This window comes from Brunnivagina elsteri CCALA 953 (genome assembly GCF_002289455.1).
Taxonomy (GTDB): domain Bacteria; phylum Cyanobacteriota; class Cyanobacteriia; order Cyanobacteriales; family Nostocaceae; genus Brunnivagina; species Brunnivagina elsteri.
Genome location: NZ_NTFS01000015.1, coordinates 1 through 19,039 on the forward strand (window position 1 = coordinate 1; position 19,039 = coordinate 19,039).

12 protein-coding genes are annotated in these 19,039 nt (G+C 40.5%); 7 read left to right on the forward strand and 5 right to left on the reverse strand.

The genetic code is table 11. The annotated features are described in order from the left end of the window. Positions 1–39: 39 nt before the first annotated feature. From zwf to pyrG, 5 genes are all read right to left on the reverse strand, one after another. Positions 40–1,569, reverse strand: coding sequence for a glucose-6-phosphate dehydrogenase (gene zwf, locus CK510_RS02510; RefSeq protein ID WP_095720191.1), 1,530 nt, complete (start codon positions 1,567–1,569; stop codon positions 40–42). 325 nt (positions 1,570–1,894) lie between these two features. Continuing rightward, positions 1,895–2,953, reverse strand: a complete 1,059-nt coding sequence (fbp, locus tag CK510_RS02515) for a class 1 fructose-bisphosphatase (protein WP_095720192.1) — start codon at positions 2,951–2,953, stop codon at positions 1,895–1,897. 468 nt (positions 2,954–3,421) lie between these two features. Continuing rightward, positions 3,422–3,712, reverse strand: a complete 291-nt coding sequence (rbp, locus tag CK510_RS02520) for an RNA-binding regulator (protein ID WP_095720193.1) — start codon at positions 3,710–3,712, stop codon at positions 3,422–3,424. A gap of 517 nt (positions 3,713–4,229) precedes the next feature. Next, positions 4,230–4,646, reverse strand: a complete 417-nt coding sequence (locus tag CK510_RS02525) for a hypothetical protein (RefSeq protein WP_095720194.1) — start codon at positions 4,644–4,646, stop codon at positions 4,230–4,232. 210 nt (positions 4,647–4,856) lie between these two features. Further along, positions 4,857–6,494, reverse strand: a complete 1,638-nt coding sequence (pyrG, locus tag CK510_RS02530) for a CTP synthase (RefSeq protein ID WP_095720195.1) — start codon at positions 6,492–6,494, stop codon at positions 4,857–4,859. 60 nt (positions 6,495–6,554) lie between these two features. Between pyrG and CK510_RS02535 the strand changes: the two genes are divergently transcribed. From CK510_RS02535 to CK510_RS02565, 7 genes are all read left to right on the forward strand, one after another. Further along, entirely contained in the window at positions 6,555–8,378 is a 1,824-nt protein-coding gene (locus CK510_RS02535; RefSeq protein WP_211293068.1) for an N-acetylmuramoyl-L-alanine amidase, read from the forward strand. 597 nt (positions 8,379–8,975) lie between these two features. Next, positions 8,976–11,174 (forward strand): lectin-like protein, encoded by a 2,199-nt coding sequence (locus CK510_RS02540; protein WP_158224824.1) that lies wholly within the window; start codon positions 8,976–8,978, stop codon positions 11,172–11,174. 779 nt (positions 11,175–11,953) lie between these two features. After that, positions 11,954–12,751: a WecB/TagA/CpsF family glycosyltransferase gene (locus CK510_RS02545; RefSeq protein ID WP_095720197.1), complete on the forward strand. Its 798-nt coding sequence runs from the start codon at positions 11,954–11,956 to the stop codon at positions 12,749–12,751. 161 nt (positions 12,752–12,912) lie between these two features. Continuing rightward, entirely contained in the window at positions 12,913–15,126 is a 2,214-nt protein-coding gene (locus CK510_RS02550) for a GumC family protein (RefSeq protein WP_095720212.1), read from the forward strand. 30 nt (positions 15,127–15,156) lie between these two features. Continuing rightward, a complete protein-coding gene (locus CK510_RS02555) occupies positions 15,157–15,774 on the forward strand; it encodes a serine O-acetyltransferase (RefSeq protein ID WP_095720198.1) in 618 nt (205 codons plus the stop codon). 437 nt (positions 15,775–16,211) lie between these two features. Beyond that, positions 16,212–17,423 carry a glycosyltransferase family 2 protein gene (locus tag CK510_RS02560; RefSeq protein ID WP_095720199.1) on the forward strand — a complete coding sequence of 404 codons (1,212 nt, stop codon included), beginning with the start codon at positions 16,212–16,214 and terminating at the stop codon, positions 17,421–17,423. A 339-nt stretch (positions 17,424–17,762) separates the two neighbouring features. Beyond that, complete coding sequence (locus tag CK510_RS02565; protein WP_095720200.1) at positions 17,763–18,998, forward strand: glycosyltransferase family 4 protein; 1,236 nt, start codon at positions 17,763–17,765, stop codon at positions 18,996–18,998. Positions 18,999–19,039 lie beyond the last annotated feature (41 nt).

Sequence of the window (19,039 nt, forward strand, 5' to 3'; positions counted from 1 at the left end):
CACTCAACTCATAACTCATAACTCTCAACTCATAACTATTTAAAGTCTTCGCCAACGACGACCATCGCGGTTAAGCAATAGCTCGGCTTCGATTGGTTCCCATGTGCCAGCTTCGTAAGTGGGAACTAGTAAAGGGTCAGAAGGAGCATCCCAGACACTCAAAGCTGGCGTGACTACTTGCCATGCAGCTTCCACTTCATCACCCCGTGTAAATAGGGTTTGGTCCCCCATCATGCAATCTAAAAATAAGCGATCGTATGCGTCGGAAGTTGCTTCAATCCCAAAGGAACCGTAACTAAAATCCATATCCACCGAGCGGGTACGGAAGTCAGCACCAGGCATTTTGACCTCAAACCGCAGCGAAATCCCTTCATTCGGTTGAATTCGCATCGTCAAAATATTGGCATTTACTTGCTGTGCCGCAGATTGGAAAATACGTGAAGGTACTTCGCGGAAATGAATCGAAATCTCGCTGACTTTTTTCGGCATCCGCTTACCCGTCCGCAAGTAAAAGGGTACACCTTGCCAACGCCAGTTATCGATCGCAAATTTCATCGCCACAAAAGTAGGAGTCGTGGAACCTGGTTGAACTCCAGGTTCTTCCCGATACCCAGGAACTTGCTTACCTTTCATCCAGCCAGCGCTGTATTGTCCTCTAATTGCGGATAAATCCAAGTTATTTACATCCGCAAGTCTAGTTGCTTGTAGCACTTTGACTTTTTCTGTACGAATGCTTTCAGCGTCCATCGCATTAGGTACTTCCATTGCGGTCATACAGTACAGTTGCATGAGGTGGTTTTGCAACATATCTCGTAATGCACCGGAAGATTCGTAGTAACCAGCACGGTCTTCAACACCGACGGTTTCAGCCACAGTTATTTGTACGTGGTCTACAAAACGACGATTCCACAAGGGTTCAAAGATGGCATTAGCAAAACGGAATACCAACAGGTTTTGAACCGTGTCTTTACCCAAATAGTGGTCGATCCGGTAAACCTGGTTCTCTTTGCAGTACTTCTGCACGATTGCATTCAAACTTTTTGCCGATGCTAAATCCCGACCAAAGGGTTTTTCAATTACCAAACGGTGCTTGTAGGGGTCATCAAGCATTTTTGCACTACCAAGCTGCTTAATGGCTTCGGGGAAAAGATTTGGTGCCAATGAGAGGTAATACATCCGATTACCTCGCGTTCCCCGCTTTTCGTCGAGTTCATTTAAAAGTTTGTTCAGTTTCTGGTAATCTTCGGGATTATCGGTATTCCCAGAACAGTAAAACAAACCTTGGGAAAAATCTTGCCAGAGTTCCTCTGGATGTACGCCACCGTGGGCTTCTTCCATACCTTTCCGCATTTGTTCGCGGAAGTATTCGTGCGTCCATTCACGACGAGCAACACCAACTATGGTTGTTTCGGGGGGAATGCGCCGTTCTTTTCGCAGTTTGTACAGCGATGGCACAAGTTTGCGCCAAGTCAAATCTCCGGAAGCACCGAAGATAATGATGATTTGGGGTTCGGGCATCCCTTGTTGTTGCAGACCAACCCGCAAAGGATTTTCTAGCAGACTGACCATAAATTTCAGATTTTAGATTTTAGATTTTAGATTTTGGGCATTGGGCATTGGGCATTGGGAATGAGTATTTCTTATTTTGTCCTGCCCAATATCTATGTAACCAAGTTTGGGGTTTAAGTCCCTAGCAATCCCATAGGCAGCTTTGTTTTGTCTGGGAGTAAAATCCCCGTTACAAAGATTGCCCCTTACCCCACTACCTACACAGGCGAGAATAGCTTAACTTTGTCGAATAAAGAGTTCATCAGTGACTCAAAGGGTTTGAAAAACTTATCGATGCTGGACGTAATATATCCCAGATGCGATATATTCCGTCTCTACATCATAATTAATGACCGTTTTGAATAAACGACTCGACTTTTGCCACATCTTGCTTGCTACCAATAATCAATGGAGTACGTTGGTGCAATTTTTTTGCAACCACATCCAAAATCTCCATATGTCCAGTAGTCGCACGACCACCAGCTTGTTCAATTACAAAAGCTAGTGGAGCAGTTTCATAGAGTAATCGCAATTTTCCTTCAGGTTTTTCGCGGGTTCCTGGATAAAGGAATACACCGCCTTGTAGTAATACTCTATGAATATCGCTAACCATTGCGCCACTATAGCGAGCGCTATATCCTTCTGTTCGATGGACGTAGCGAACGTACTCACGTATCGATTCATCCCACTGCCAGAAGTTACCCTCGTTAACGCTATAAACAGAGCCTTTGTCAGGAATCTTAATATTTTCTTGAGTAAGGATAAACTCTCCCAAACTAGGGTCAAGTGTAAACGAATGAACACCCTTACCTATAGTATAAACCAGCATAGTGCTGGGACCGTAGAGAATATATCCGGCGGCAATTTGGTTGCGTCCAGGTGTAAATAGGTCGCTGGCTGTCTCATCTACATCGTCCCCTTCCTGCTTGCGAATTGAGAAGATTGAACCAAGGCTAAGGTTATTATCTGTGTTTGATGAACCGTCTATGGGGTCGTAAAGCAAAGTATAACGACCAATCGGACAATTTTCGGGGATGTAATAGGGTTTTTCCATCTCCTCCGATGCTAACCGACATACCAAGCCGCTTTGTTTAAATACGGAGATAAACACATCGTTAGCATAAACATCCATCTTTTTGACGGATTCACCCTGGACATTAACTTCCCCAGTAAACCCCAATACTCCTTCCATTAATCCCGCATGGCTGAGACGACGGGCAACTAATTTACCCGCAAGGGCAATCCGATTCATCAAAGCGCTTAAATCTTGCGCTTCTGGGGAAAAACTTTGTAACTGCTGAAGCACGTGCCGTGATAATGTGGTGCAATCTCGGTCTAAAGTGCGATCGCTACCATTATTATCCTTACTAGTTGATAAATCCAAAGATTCTGACGCTTGAGTCATGTTTCAAGTCCTCGCGGTTCTACTGGCAATTTGTTGGGTTGATTCGGGCTACTACCGGGTGTTTTGGACGGTAATACTTGCCGATTGTAAGCCGGAAAAGGAAAAGTACTAAAAATCAACTACTAAAAACATACTTCTGCCTCTATCTTAGAAAAGCGATCGCATAACTGAAGTGTGATTTTAGAGAAACTCAAGAAATTATTCTGTAACAAATGGGTAATTAGGCATTGGGCATTAGGCATTGGGCATTGGAAACAAAATTCGCAATACTTCAAGCAATCTAAGGCAAACCACACTATTTCCTATTCCCCATTCCCAAACATCAAAAACCGACAGTTGTGGCATTAGAAAATGACACAACTATCGGCTGGTTGTATATATACTTACATTTAATGGAATCGTTTCCTGTCAAGCTCTGCAACTAATTGCTTGCGTAACAAGAATACAATTTGCTATGATAATAGTCCGTTATTCATAGGCTTCTTGTTTACTGTAACCACCTCGTCGGCTATTATCGTCTCGCGGTTTCGCCTTGTTGACTCTTAGTTGTCGCCCCATCCATTCAGCTCCATCCAGTTCTGTAATAGCTTTATCTTCTTGGGCTTCTTCAGTCATATCAACAAAAGCAAAGCCACGCATCCGACCAGTTTCTCGGTCAGTAGGTAGTACGACTCGTGTAACTTCGCCATAATCTGCGAATACTGCTCTTAAATCTGCTTCGGTAGCGCGGTAAGAGAGATTTCCAACGTAAATAGTCATGTGGATCGCGTTAAGTTTGAACAAAGAGCATTGAGTTCAACTGCAAGATAAAAAACAACAGGAAGCTAATTAAATTAAGCTCCGATGTTGATTTTTAATTACCATTGGCTAGCGTTGTCTGCGACATTGACAAACAAGTATTTACAAACAAGCACTCATAAATAAGCACTTACTAAATAAAAATCTGTAACATCCCAAGCAGCGCAACCTCTGATTGAGCTGAACATCTACATACGCTCACAATAATAACTGATGTAGTCGTTTTTCAAAGTATGAGGTTTTACAAAGACTGGAAAGTTAAAATCAGTCTAACTTATACCTGACTAATATTTAGTAATCTTTTAATATTTAATGTTTAAATGTGGTTTGACTTTTGAAACGGGATAAGCTCCGTTTAACGCCAAGTGCGTATCGTTTGTTGCACGTAACTTATAAACATGTGAAAAGTATTAATTAAACCGCACAAATCATTACGCTCTGGACTTAGAGCGGATATTAGCAAGCTATTTATACATGACTACATGGTATAACCTGTAGCTTTTTCGATATAATCCACAACCTTTTGATAAGATTCTGGATTACTTGCGGGATTAATAATTATCGGGATTGTACTATCAGGCAACCAAAAAGTTATCCTACCATTGGGTTCGCGACAAAACGAACTAATGCAGGTGAGGTTGATTATATACTCGTTTCTTTCATAAACAATTTTTACCCAGTAAGCATTTTCGCTCAACTCCGTAACTTTGGCTGTATAGTCGAGAATCTTTTGATAGTCTGTTTGGTTGCTTTGTGGATTAATCACAATTGGAATGGCATTATCCGGCAACCAAAATGTTACTCTACTATTCGGCTCGGAGCAAAAAGCAGAAACACGCTCAAAGTTGACGATGTATTCTTTCTTTTGATAAATAATTTTCTCCCAGTAAGCCACAATTTCTCCTTAAAACCCAAATTTGGTAGCAAGTATGTAGCAAACCATACTTTTACCAGTATGACTTATCCAATATTTTACTGGTATAGCCAAACTCAAAAACTCCCCCCATTCGCTGGGTGGAAAATATCAACCTCGAAGCATTTGCAAAATTCAAAACTAAATATTTTGAATTTTGTGGTTGCTTCTCGATCGAAATATTTATGCTATCTATACTACTTCTGCTGGGGCTTGGAAATTAGTTGTGGGATGGGAATGTCCAATAGCAGCTTCGAGGAATCCTCTAAACAAGGGATGAGGTTTGCTTGGACTTGATTGGAATTCCGGATGGAATTGACAACCAACAAAGAAAGGATGGTTCGGATATTCGACTATCTCAACTAAGCGTCCATCGGGGGAAGTGCCGCTAATTACATACCCAGAATCCAACAAGAGATTGCGGTAATCATTGTTAAATTCGTAGCGATGACGGTGACGTTCGTAGACGACTTCTTCTTGGTAATGTTTGAAGGCAATACTGTTAGGTAGCATTTTACACGCGTACAATCCCAATCGCATTGTCCCACCTAAGTCAACAACATCGCGCTGTTCTGGCAATAAGTGAATTACAGGATTAGCCGAGTCAGGGTCAAATTCGGCACTATTTGCGTTCGGTAATTCGGCAATATTTTGCGCCCACTCAATTACCGCACATTGCATACCCAAGCATAATCCCAAAAAGGGTATTTGGTGTTCACGGGCATATTTAATTGCGGCAATTTTACCATCAACTCCTCGCGTGCCAAAACCACCAGGTACAACAATACCATCAACACCTTCGAGATAGTTTGCGACAGATTCGGTTTCAAGTTTTTCTGAGTTTACCCAGCGCAGACGCAATTCTCCATAGGTGTTTATGGCAGCGTGACGAACTGCTTCCACGACTGATAGATAGGCATCGCTAAGACGCACATACTTACCAACGATCGCAATCTCGACTTGATATTTTGGACTATACAACTTTTCAACTAGGTTTTGCCATTGTCGTAAGTCGGGTTTACGCTGTTCCATTTGCAAGTGTTCTAATGCTTGCTGCGCTAAACCTTCTCGTTCGACAATAAGGGGTACTTCATAAATACTATTGGCATCTTGAGCCGTAATCACGCATTCTACGGGAACATCGCAAAATTCCGAAAGCTTCTCCTTGATACCAGGAGGTAAAGGGCGATCGCATCGACAAACTAGAATATCAGGTTGAATGCCAATCGAGCGTAATTCCTTGACTGAATGCTGAGTTGGTTTGGTTTTCATTTCCCCAGCTGAAGCAATCCAAGGCACCAAAGTTACATGCATGTACAGCACGTTTTGCCGTCCAACTTCCTTGCGAAATTGGCGAATAGCCTCTAAAAATGGCAGCGATTCGATATCACCAACGGTACCGCCAATTTCCGTAATTACAACATCAGGATTAGTCTCTTTTGCAACTCTTTTAATTCTGTCCTTGATTTCGTTGGTAATGTGGGGAATAACCTGTACAGTTCCACCATTATAATCACCACGCCGTTCGTTGTTAATTACAGATTGGTAAACCGCACCAGTAGTAACACTGTTGAGTCGAGACATTGGGGTATCAGTGAAGCGTTCATAATGTCCCAAATCTAAATCCGTTTCCGCACCATCTTTGGTGACAAACACCTCACCATGTTGAAATGGACTCATCGTGCCTGGATCGACATTAATATATGGATCGAGCTTGAGAATCGAAACCGAATAATCGCGAGATTTGAGCAACCGTCCCAAACTTGCTGCTACAATTCCCTTACCGATGCTAGATACGACCCCACCAGTGACAAATACAAACTTAGTCATAAAAATCTTTAAGTTGTAACAATTTCTAACTGAAGACACCCCGACATTGTGCCACAGTAAATGTTGTGCTTATTCATTTCCAGTGGCGTGAAACTCTTATTAAACTTAGTACTGTTAGCTTCGATATTTACTCCCTCCGTTGTTTTGGCTCAAGAACAAACCCTCAAAGTTGTTTATCCCCCCGCCAAACACAAAACAAGTGCTGATAGAATCTTTTTCATTGGTACTGCACCACAAACCGGACAAGTTCTGATAAATGGTAAGCCAATTGTTCGCAGCAAGTTAGGTCATTTTGCTCCTAGTTTGCCCCTCCAGGTAGGGGAAAATAACTTTACTATTCGTTACCAGAACCAAGAATTGTCGATTCAAGTGACGCGGAACTCCTTACAACCTCAACTTCCCCAAGAGTTAGCCTTTGTTAAGGATTCGCTCCTACCATCGCTAGATATTGCTCGAATGCCAGATGAATCAATCTGTTTTAGCGCAATTGCCTCTGCCAATGCAAATGTTTCTGTTAAATTGGCTGGACAAGCGATCACACTTTCTCCTCAACCACTTGTAGCTCAATTACCTGACAATAAAGCTGCACTTACAGGACGAAATCAACCATTATCCCCAAATAATATTGCCCAAAATAAAATTAGCAATTATGCAGGTTGTACCACTGTAAAGACTGCTGGCGATTTAGGACAACCCCAATTTCAACTAACCCTCAATGGCAAAACCGTCACGCAACTGGGTACAGGTAAGGTGCAAATCCTTTCTCCGTCACAGTTACAAGTAGCAGAAGTTACAGTTGATTCTGGTGTAGCACGAACAGGTTCGAGTACGGATAATTCCCGACTGACACCACTACCAAGGGGAACAAGAGCTGCGATCGCAGGGAGAGATGGTGACTGGCTGAGGTTGGATTATGGCGGTTGGATTAATAGTAAAGAGACTCGCATTATACCAGGTGCAGTACCCCCACGGACAATTATTCGCAGTATTGGCTATCGTAAATCCACAGAAAGAACGGAAGTAATTTTTCCCCTCCAAGTACCCGTACCTGTAAGCGTTCAACAAGGAGATAAAAAATTTGTCCTCACACTTTATAACACCACAGCTCAAACTGATACCTTTCGTACCGATGAAAACCCGATAATTTCTCGTCTCGATTGGCAGCAAGTTAACCCAAACCAAGTTCAATATATATTCAATCTCAAACAAAACCAGCAGTGGGGGTACAAACTCCGCTATGAAGGGACGAGTTTAGTTTTAACATTGCGTCATCCTCCAGATTTTTCGACCAAAAAACAAAAACCTCTATCTGGCATCAAGATTTTACTCGATCCTGGACATGGCGGGAAAGAATCCGGCGCTCCTGGAGGTGATGGAACTTTAGAAAAGGATGTTAATCTCACGGTATCGAAGTTACTACGTGATGAATTAATCCAGCGTGGTGCAACCGTAGTCATGTCCAGGGAAAGCGATCGCGAATTATCTTTACCTGACCGTCAAAAACTAATTGATACCGAAGAACCAAATATTTCCCTATCAGTCCATTACAATGCCCTACCGGACAATGGGGATGCCGAGAATACAAAAGGTGTGGGTATGTTTTGGTATCATCCCCAAGCCCATAGCCTCGCGACATTCTTACATAACTATATAGTCACAAAACTAAAGCGACCAACCTACGGTGTATTTTGGAACAACTTAGCATTAACCCGTCCCGCAAATTCACCATCGGTATTAATGGAACTGGGTTTTATGAGTAACCCCAACGAGTTTGAATGGGTTACAGATACCAAAGAGCAGAAAAAATTAGCAAATGCGATCGCACAAGGAATCGTCGAGTGGTTCAAACAAACCAAGCGATCGCACACAGAAACCAACAAATAACCCACGTAGAGACGTTCCACCGGAACGTCTTAAATTTTTATTGCATTGTATTTTATTCCCCTAATGACCATTACACTTTTTATACTGACAATAAGTATGCAATAATACCTGTGGCTAGATTTATTCACAAAATATTCCCATAGATGTATTCCCTGCGACTTGCATGAACTTTTTTTCAGTCATAATTGTTACAATTGTGTGAAATTATGATTAAATATAATCGTTGTCAAATTTATTTGGGAATAATAAGTATTTATTTGACTATGCGATCGCTTTTAGTACATAATCATTCGTAACAAAGTATACTAATTCGCGAGGGTGGGTATTTATTAATATACGAATCTTTGTAGGTTGGGTGTCAGCGAGTGCGTAACCCAACACAAATACTACACAATCAAGAGTTGTATTTAATTTAATTCAAACTCCTAAGTGAAGCAGATTTTTTTTAAGTGTCTCCCAAAAACCCTATCCCGCAAGCATTGGGTTTTATAGAAATTCAGGGGCTTCTATTACCTGTTCGGGCTGGATGTGGGTTTATCTTGCAGAACCTAAAATTTACACCAGCAAAAATATTTAATCAATTGTGAGGATTTAACTGTGCAAAATACTGATTTAGTAATCTCCTACACGGAAATAACAAATAACACTAGCAATACACTTGACCAAAATCTTCCAGTTTCTACTTCTACTTCATCCGACCCAACTGCTGCGGCTGTTGGTGGAGACCAAACACTAATAACCGTTGCGGGTACTAAAAATTATGCGGCTACAACGCTCATTGTCGATCCGAATTTAAATGTTGCGGGTACTACAAATTTAAATGGAGCCAGAGTCTTAATTGGCGGTTTTATTAAAGCTAAAGACGAATTAGGTGTCTCTGGACAAACTGGAACTGTAACTGGAGATATAACTACTGGTAGTAGTTCTCTCACTGGTGGAATTACTTGGAGTTACAACGACACAACCGGAGTTCTATCTTTAGATGGAGATTCATCTGTTGCTAACTACCAAGCAGCTCTACGTTCTATCACATATACCAACGCTACCCCTGCTGACCCTGGAACAGCCCGCACAATTCGCTTTTCCTTGGGTAAGCTGTTATCCAACCCAGTAAACGGTCACTTTTATGAATTTGTTCCTAGCACTGGAATTGCTTGGACTGCGGCTAATACAGCTGCCAACGATACTGGTAATAAATACTTTGGTAGACAAGGCTACTTAGCAACAATTACCAGCAGCACAGAACAGAATTTTGTTCAACAGCGAGTAGCTGGTAATGGTTGGATTGGTGCCAGCGATACAGAAAATGAAGGTACATGGAAATGGGTTGCAGGTCCAGAAAGCGGAACTACATTCTGGAATGGAGCAGTTAATGGTACTGTTGGTACTGTTGACCCTGGTCGATATGCTAACTGGGTTCCAGGAGATGAACCAAACGACTTTGGTGGTGAAGATTATGCCCACGTCATTGGTACTGACGCAATTCTAAAAAGCAGCGATGGTACTTCCGCTAGAGGTTTTTGGAATGACCTTGCGAATAGTGGCTCGACTGGTAATTACCAAGTTCAGGGTTCAATTTATGAGTACGGCGGTTTAGCAGAAGATAGTACCCAGTTGATCGCAGGTAACGTTACTATTAACTTTGGTGGAACTACTCTCAATAACCCAATTACTGCACCCGATTTCAACAATGATGGGAATCCCGAACTTCTCTGGCGTAACTATAGAACATCTGGTGGAGATTCTGGTAAAAACGCAGCTTGGGTACTTGACTACAACCAAGCAGCTACCAATAACAAGTTCCCATTAATTAATCCAGGTACAAAATTCATCACCCCAACACCAGACACTGGCTGGGAAGTAGAAGGGCTGTTTGATGTCAATAAAGACGGCATTACCGATATCTTCTGGCGCAATTACGGAACAGGTGCTGATAGTGGTAAAAATGCTATTTGGGTAATGAAGAATGATGCTAACGGTATTGATATAGATACAACTAAAAGCGCTACCTTAACAACAGTCGTTACTGACACTAACTGGGTAATTGAAGGGGTTGCGGATTTAGATAAAGACGGCAACGCAAATATTCTCTGGCGCAATTACGCTACAGGTGAAAACGCGATTTGGGAAATTGATTACAATGATACACCTAGCACTCCCGCCGGACGCTTTACCCTGAATACTGCCGAAACTAAGTTCATCACACCAGTCGCAGATACCGACTGGGAAATTGAAGGTTGGTCTGATATGACTGGAGATGGAACACTCGATATTATTTGGCGTAATTATGGAACAGGTGCTGATAAAGGTAAAAATGCTGTTTGGAAGTTAAGTAATACTCCTAGCGCCACTACTCCTTACTTTAACCCCGCTACAGATGGCTATTTCATTACTCCAGTTGCCGATACAAGTTGGGAAATCGAAGATGTAATTGACTTTGATAAGGACGGTATCGGTGATATCTTGTGGCGTAATTATGGAACAGGTGTTGATAAAGGTAAAAATGCTGTTTGGGTAATGACTCCTGGAGGCGACTTTAATGCTGCTAAAACTGATTTCATTACTCCAGTTGCCGATACTAATTGGGAAATGGAAGGTGTTGCTGACTACACCAGAGATGGTATCCCCGATATTGTTTGGCGCAATTACGCAACAGGCGAAAATGCAATTTGGGGTATGCAAGTTTCACCTGCTGGTAAAGTTGCGATTGACCTAACGAAAACCTCATTTATTACTCCTGTTACCGATTTAGCATGGGAAATCGAAGGTCCTAGCCCAAATAATGACATAGTTTAATCAGCAAATAATTCTCATTGAATTATTCTGTTTAATTAATTGTCGAATTGATACTTGATTTATAACTACAAGCATGGTGAGATATAACGCTTACCATGCTTATTTTTTTAGTACAGAAATCAAAGTCCACTCGACATTGTAATTTAGTTATTTTTACCAATACCCATACTCAATAATCATTACCCAGGCTAATCATTGGCTTCTTTTCTACTGTCTCTTACGACTACACGTTAAGCCTAAATATTAAATCTAAATTAAATAAAATGTATTCAGCAATACTTTATTAGTCATCTGGAATATTCTTTATAGGATATTTATTTATTGGCATTTTTGTCGGCTTTATTGTTTCAATTATCACCAAGCAAATCCGGAAAAAAACTTAGGCTTTACATTTACTTCATAAACAATTATCTTTTTCTACATCTTAACTTCACAGTAGTTGTTGGATATTACCTAAAATCAAAGATATATTAAAGCTGACTATAGACGGATGTACTTAGCGGATATTGCTAGTAAAAAGTTGGTATAAAGAACAGATTATTGGGAGTCTCTTTCTTGTAATCAGTCTTTTGTGTCATGGCTTGAACTTCAATTATTTGCGCTTCTACAGTGCAATTCTCAATCTGGCATCGCAGCAAATAGACTGGATTAAATAGATTTAGCTGGTTATTAACTGTATTTAAATGTGAATTTAAATGTGATGCGATCGCTCACATAACCTACCTAGATATATTCAAAAACCAAATAGTAATCCTATATAACTTATTCTAGTAGTGGTGATGAGGCAAATAAACTTACTAAATGTGACTATTCACAACATTAGAATGCAGGAACTTCTAGGCAGACTGCGAAATGGTGGAATTGTATTTACTCCAAATGTGGATCATGTGATGAAGTTACAAAAAAATCGGGATTTTTATGGTGTCTACCAAGAGGCAGATTATCGAGTTTGCGATAGCAAAGTGTTGATGCATGTGTCTAATTTTTTGGGAACACCAATACAAGAAAAAATTTCTGGTTCAGATTTATTTCCAGCCTTTTATCACTATTATAAAGGTGATGAAAATATCACAATATTTCTGCTAGGTTCAGAAACAAAAGTAGTAGAGCAAGCACAGAAAAAAGTCAATACCAAAATTGGAAGAGATATAGTTGTTGCCGCACATTCTCCTTCATTTGGTTTTGAGGAGAACGAACAAGAATGTCAAAAAATAGTGGAGTTAATTAACCATTCCCAGGCAACTGTTTTGGCAATTGGAGTAGGTGCCCCCAAGCAAGAGATGTGGATTGTTAAGTATAGAGAACAGTTGAAACACGTCAAAATATTTTTAGCGATTGGAGCGACGATCGAGTTTGAAGCTGGTAGTGTTCAACGCTCGCCAAAATGGATGAGTGAGATTGGTTTGGAATGGTTTTATAGGCTTGCCCTGGAGCCACAACGATTGTGGAAACGTTATGTCCTGAGTGCAGTTCCTTTCTGTTATTTAGTTCTACAACAACGATTGCAGTTGTACCAAAATCCTTGGTTAGTAGTTGAAGCGAAAAAATCGAAACGTTTGGTTTCGATGAAAAAATAGTTTTAAGAAATAATTCAAATCAAGAAGGTAAGTCAATCACTTTATGTACTAATTCTATTTGAACTCTGAATATTATGGAACCGCCAAGTCGCCAAGGGAAGAAGTTCATAAATTTGTACAAATTTTACTAAATGATTTTATTAGTGAACAAGCAAAAAAATATGGAGAAGCAAAGTAATTCTGATGATTTAGATTTGCAAAACTATTGGTTAGTTTTGAAGCGACGCTGGCTAATTGCATCGGGAATTTTTTTGACATCGGTTGCATTATCTGGGTTTGTAATATCGCTGCAACGTGCAAATTATGAAGCTAAGGGGAAATTGCTCTTTCAAGCAAATCGAACTAATTCTTTGACTGGTGTTGATGGAAAATTTCGGGATTTGGAGAGTATAAGAAGGGAAGCAAATCCACTTTCGACTCAGGCTGTAATTTTGCAATCCCGTCCGATTTTACAAGCTGTAGTTGAAAAACTTAACTTGCGGGATAAGACGGGAAAACTCATAGAACCAGAATCATTGATTATTAAAGTCGAACCGATTGCTGGAACTGATGTGCTTGATGTTGTTTATATTTCTGAGAATGGGAAAGAAGCAGCAGCAATAGTCAATCAACTGATGCGATCGTATGTAGAGAACAACATTAGAAATAACCGTTCGGAAGCTTTAGCAGCACGTAAGTTTATTGAAGCACAATTACCACGGGCGAAAGGTGAATTGGATAAAACTGCCGAAGAATCGCGACGTTTCAAAGAACAAAACCAGATTATTAATTTAGAGGAAGAGTCGAACGAAACAGTTAAGACAATTGGTGAACTCGATAAGCAATTAAACGAAACACGGGGGCAGCTTGCAGAAGCAACTTCCCAACAAACTGAGCTGCGATCGCAGTTGAAAATTAAAAGCGATCGCGCTGTTGATGTTGCCTCTCTAAGTCTGATTCCTGGGGTACAGGAGGTTTTAGGGGAACTACAAAAAGTTCAATCCAAATTGGCAACTGCACAAAGTCGCTATACCAGTACTCATCCCTCCATAGCCAACTTGAAAGAAGAGGAAAAAGCCCTCACTAATTTATTGCAGCAGCGAGTTAGCCAATCAGTTCCCTCAAAAAATGTGAAAATTGACCCCAACAGTCTGCAATTAGGGGCACTCAAGGAACAGTTATTAGGAGAATCTGTCAGACTGCAAGCGCAGCGTTTGGGTTTTGAAAACAAAGTGCAAACATTGACAAATCTTCACCAAGAGTACAAAAAACGTGCCAATATTTTACCAAATTTAGAGAAAAAGCAAGGAGACTTAGAACGACGACTAACGGTAGCTCAAGAAAGCTACAAACAACTACTAACGAGACTCCAAGAAGTTCGGGTTGCGGAAAATCAGAACGTTGGTAGCGCTCGCATTGTTCAGGATGCTGCTGTTTCTAACCAACCAGTACGCTCAAAATTGACAATGTATCTAGCGGCAGGTGGGGTATTTGTTGGTTTAATGTTTGGGATTGCTGCTGCATTCCTAATTGATATCATCGATCGCTCAATAAAAACAATCAAGGAAGCTGAGACGATATTTGGTTACACATTGCTCGGTTTAATCCCGAAATTCGAGACTAACAACAATGCGATCGCACAAACATTCATCGAAGCAGCATCCCCAAGAATAATTGTCGCAACTCTACCGCGATCGGTTATCCATGAAGCCTATCAAATGCTTCAGGCAAATCTCAACTTTATCAGTCATAAAAAAGTCCGTACTATTGTTGTCACAAGCTCGGTTGCTGGTGAAGGAAAATCAGAAGTATCCGCGAATTTAGCTGCTGTAATGGCACAAGCCGGAAAAAGGGTATTGATAATAGATGCAGATATGCGTAATCCCTCGCAACATCACCTGTGGGGGGTAATGAATTTGACAGGCTTGAGTAATGTAATTGTCGGTCAAGAACAAATTCGTCGTTGTATTCAATCTGTAACCCGAAATCTATCAGTATTGACTGCCGGAGTCATTCCCCCAAATCCCATAGCTTTACTGGATTCACAGAGTATGAATGCATTGATTCAAGCTTTGTCCGCTAGCTACGACTATATACTTTTTGATACCCCACCTCTGGCGGGAACTGCTGATGCAGCAGTCTTAGGGAAGATGGTAGATGGTGTTTTAGTCGTAGTCCGTCCTGGTGTTGCTGATACAGCCAGCGCCTTAGCAACTAAGTCTTTATTAGTCCGTTCGGAAGCAAATGTGTTGGGAATTGTTGCCAATGGCGTAAATGTCAAGCAGGAACCTGATAATTATTTTTATTACAACAATACTCGAACTGAATCGAGTAAGGAACAACTATTAGCCCAAGGTGCTAGTTCTGACAAGGAATACAGAAATGTGAGTAAGTAGAGAATTTAAAAGCTATGGGGAATATAACTTATGGATGTTCGGGCAGAGTCAATTTCAAATAGTAATGACACAAATAATACCCATGAGACGGGAATCGGCTTAAGTTTTTGGCAGCAAATCAAAGAAGACTGGATTGCCCACGGATGCGATTGGACAAAACCTGGATTTCGTGCGATCGCAGTGTATCGTTTCGGAGTTTGGCGAATACAAGTTGAACCAAAGCTGGTGCGTGCCCCCCTTAGCATTTTGTACAGAATGCTGTATCGTAAGGTTCGTAATAGTTACGGAATTGAATTACCTTACACGGTAAAGTTAGGACGGCGTGTAGTCATTGAACACCAAGGAGCCATAGTTATTCATGGATATAGCACGATTGGCGATGAATGTATAATTCGTCAAGGTGTCACTCTGGGAAATCGCTATTTAGAGAAGCCTCTAGCAGCACCTAGATTGGGAAAGCGCGTCAATATCGGTGCTGGAGCAAAGGTTTTTGGTGATGTGAACATCGGCGATAATGCCAATATTGGAGCTAATGCTGTTGTTTTGCTGGATGTTCCCCCAGGAGCTACAGCAGTAGGGGTTCCAGCCAAAATTATTGATAAAAAAGAAGAATTCAGAAGTCAGAATTCAGAAGTCAGAATCAATTAAGTATGATTTTACACCACACTTAATTGTAGAGCGCCTTATAGATGCGGGGGTATTAAAACAATTCGCAATTCGCAATTCGTAATTCGCAATTATGTTTTGTAACGGAGAGAAGTTTGTGGGGACGGTTTCCGTCCACAACACTACCCTAGCCCTTTCTAGGGCGGCTACGCCAACGGGAACGCGAAGCGCGAACGGAGGATTTTACCCCGACACAAAACACCCTGCCTTTCTATTGCTGGGGAATTAAACAGAACAAGCTTGTTAAACCCTTTATTCATTCACCAGTCACAGAGAATACATTCCGTATTCTGGCTGCTGACTCCTGAATTCTTTCTTGATAAATCAATCTAAGTCTAAGAATGATATTTCTGTGTATTTGTTTGTCTGACGTGATTGTGAGAAAGCAACACAAAGACAGCCCATGAGGTAAAAGCTATATGTCTATTGTTCAGTTTGTGCATCTATCTATTGAGGTATTTCTTTCAGTTGGAGCATTTGGGCTATTTATACTAGCTTTAGTTTTGCTCGTTGAGTGTGTCGCAGCACTTTTCCCGGCTATTAGACAAACAGATAATACTCTGGATGAATCATTACTCAATCCCAAAGTTGCGATTCTAGTTCCCGCTCATAATGAAGAAAACGTGATTAGTAGCACGTTAACAAAATTAATTTCTACGTTAAAACCCCAAGAATATGTGATTGCGATCGCAGATAATTGTAGTGATGCCACTGCCGAAATTGCCAGGAATGCAGGAGCTACAGTTATTGAAAGACATGACTCAGAGCGATTGGGGAAAGGATATGCACTCGATTATGGATTGCAGTACCTGGAGAAGAGAGCGCCAGATGTGGTGGTGTTTATTGATGCCGATTGTCAAGTCAATCGAGATGCGATCGCAATCCTCACCAAAACTGCGATCGTAACGGGAAAACCAGTCCAAGCAAACTATTTGATGGCAAAACCTAATCAACCTAATCCCAAAGACTCAATTTCCGCATTCGCTTTCAAAGTCAAAAATCTCGTCCGTTCCTGTGGAATGACTCGCTTAGGATTACCCTGTCTGCTAGCAGGAACTGGGATGGCATTTCCTTGGTCAGTAATTCGTTCGATAAACGTCGCTAGCTCTGATATTGTTGAAGATATGAAACTAGGACTAGACTTGAGTATGGCAGGTCATCCACCCATTTTTTGCCCCGATGCGCGAGTTTTCGGAAATTTACCTCAAAATACCCAAGCAGCAAAAATTCAACGTACCCGTTGGGAACATGGTCATCTGCAAACCCTACTAACTTACGTTCCAAAATTAGTCTGGGCAGGGATAAAACACAAGCGATCGCAATTATTCTTCAGTGCCCTTGATTTGTGTATTCCACCACTGTCACTCTTGGTAGTCATGTGGGTATCTATGATGTTCATTTCACTACTTTTTTGTCTGGTCACATCACTGTGGATACCCGTAGTCATAACAACTATTGCCGGGTTGTTTATTATGACTGCAATTCTCCTATCTTGGGCAAAATTTGCCAGTTCAGATTTGCCATTACAAGAACTTCTAGCTGTGCCAATTTATATTCTCTGGAAGATTCCTTTATATTTCAAATTCTTAATCAAACCGCAGAAAGCTTGGATTCGTACCGAACGCGATTAATCATATCTCTAAAATTATGGACTTCCAGAAAATAAAATCTTCTTTCTCATATACTTACCAACACTATCATACGAAGGGTGGGGAGACTCCACCCCTACAACTGTCATGCTGACGAAGGAAGCATCTTCCCCAACTATCATTCCCAAACTGTCATGCTGACGAAGGAAGCATCTTCCTAGCATCTTGTAGAGAATGGGATACTAGTTTTTATTCTCAGTGGAAGAGACAAAAAACATCCTTACCCGCTCAAGAGAAAAAGTCAACCTGTGGATAGATGCAAATTTTTCACTTAGCCTAATAGTCTGAATTCTTTATTAATGTATCTAAAAATTAAACAAAATGCCTAAAGAACTTCGAGTTTTATATGCTGTTGGACCAGAAAATGCTATAGAGTCTTACAACTGTTGGATCAAAGGAGAGGATGTTTCTTCCCAGGTATCAATTACCTATTCTAGCCAATTCTATGAAGCTTGTAGAAAAGTCAATGCCAAAGGTTATGTGATTGCCCAAGCGAGGAAAAAGCAAATAGTAAAAGATAAGCAATTTATAGTGGAACATCGTCCAGTTTCATTAGCGAATGCAAAAGGTATTTTCTATCACTTGCAACAAATTTTATATGGGTTAAATTTATTAATTTCCAGCTATAAATTTCAGGCTAATGTGGCAGTAATAGATAGTGGTACAACTTACTGGTTTCTCTTATTACTATTTCGTGGTCTAGGAATTGAAATAATTCCATCACTACATTGTACATTGTGGCGAAAATATGGGAAACAAACTTTAGGCGAAAAAATTATCTTAAAACTAAGTCAGACTATCTTTTCTAGCAGTTCTAAAGCGATTACCGTAGTGTCAAATGAAATAGCCGAACAAATTTCCCAACTAACAAAAGGTCATCATCCAAAAGTTTTCGCATTTTTACCAAGTTTTAACCCCGTTGATTTTGCCGATATTATTCAACCTCAAGATACTAAATCTAATCTCTTTCGAGTATTATATATCGGTCGAATTGAATCGAATAAAGGCGTATTTGACCTGTTAGAAATAGCCAAACGTTTCGCAGATGAGGGTAGAAAACATATCATTTTTGATATTTGTGGTGATGGTTTAGCATTAGAAACTTTACATTTGGCAGTTAAAAATTTAGGAATAGAGTCAACTTTTCTTTGTCATGGCTATTGCTATAAACCAAAAATTAAAGAAATGTTGAATCGTTCTCATGTCCTTATAGTACCAACTAAAAGCCAATTTGTAGAAGGTTTCAATCGGGTTATTGCTGAAAGTATTTTGTCTGGTCGTCCAGTTATTAGTTCTGCTGTATGTCCGGCAATATTCTATGTACGGGATGGAGTTTTTGAAGTCCCTCCCGATGATGTTGAAGCTTATGGGAATGCCTTAATCAATTTATCTGAAGATTATCAGCTTTATGAGCAAAAAAGACTTGCTTGTGTGAAATTACAGGAGCAGTTTTACGATATTAATAATAGTTGGGGTACTGCACTCAAATCAATATTTTTAGAAATTCAAAAAGAACAAGAAATTAAAATATTGAAAGCAGGTTCAGCATTTGAATAATTATTGGATTAATCGTTTATTTAACTCATTTTTACAAACGT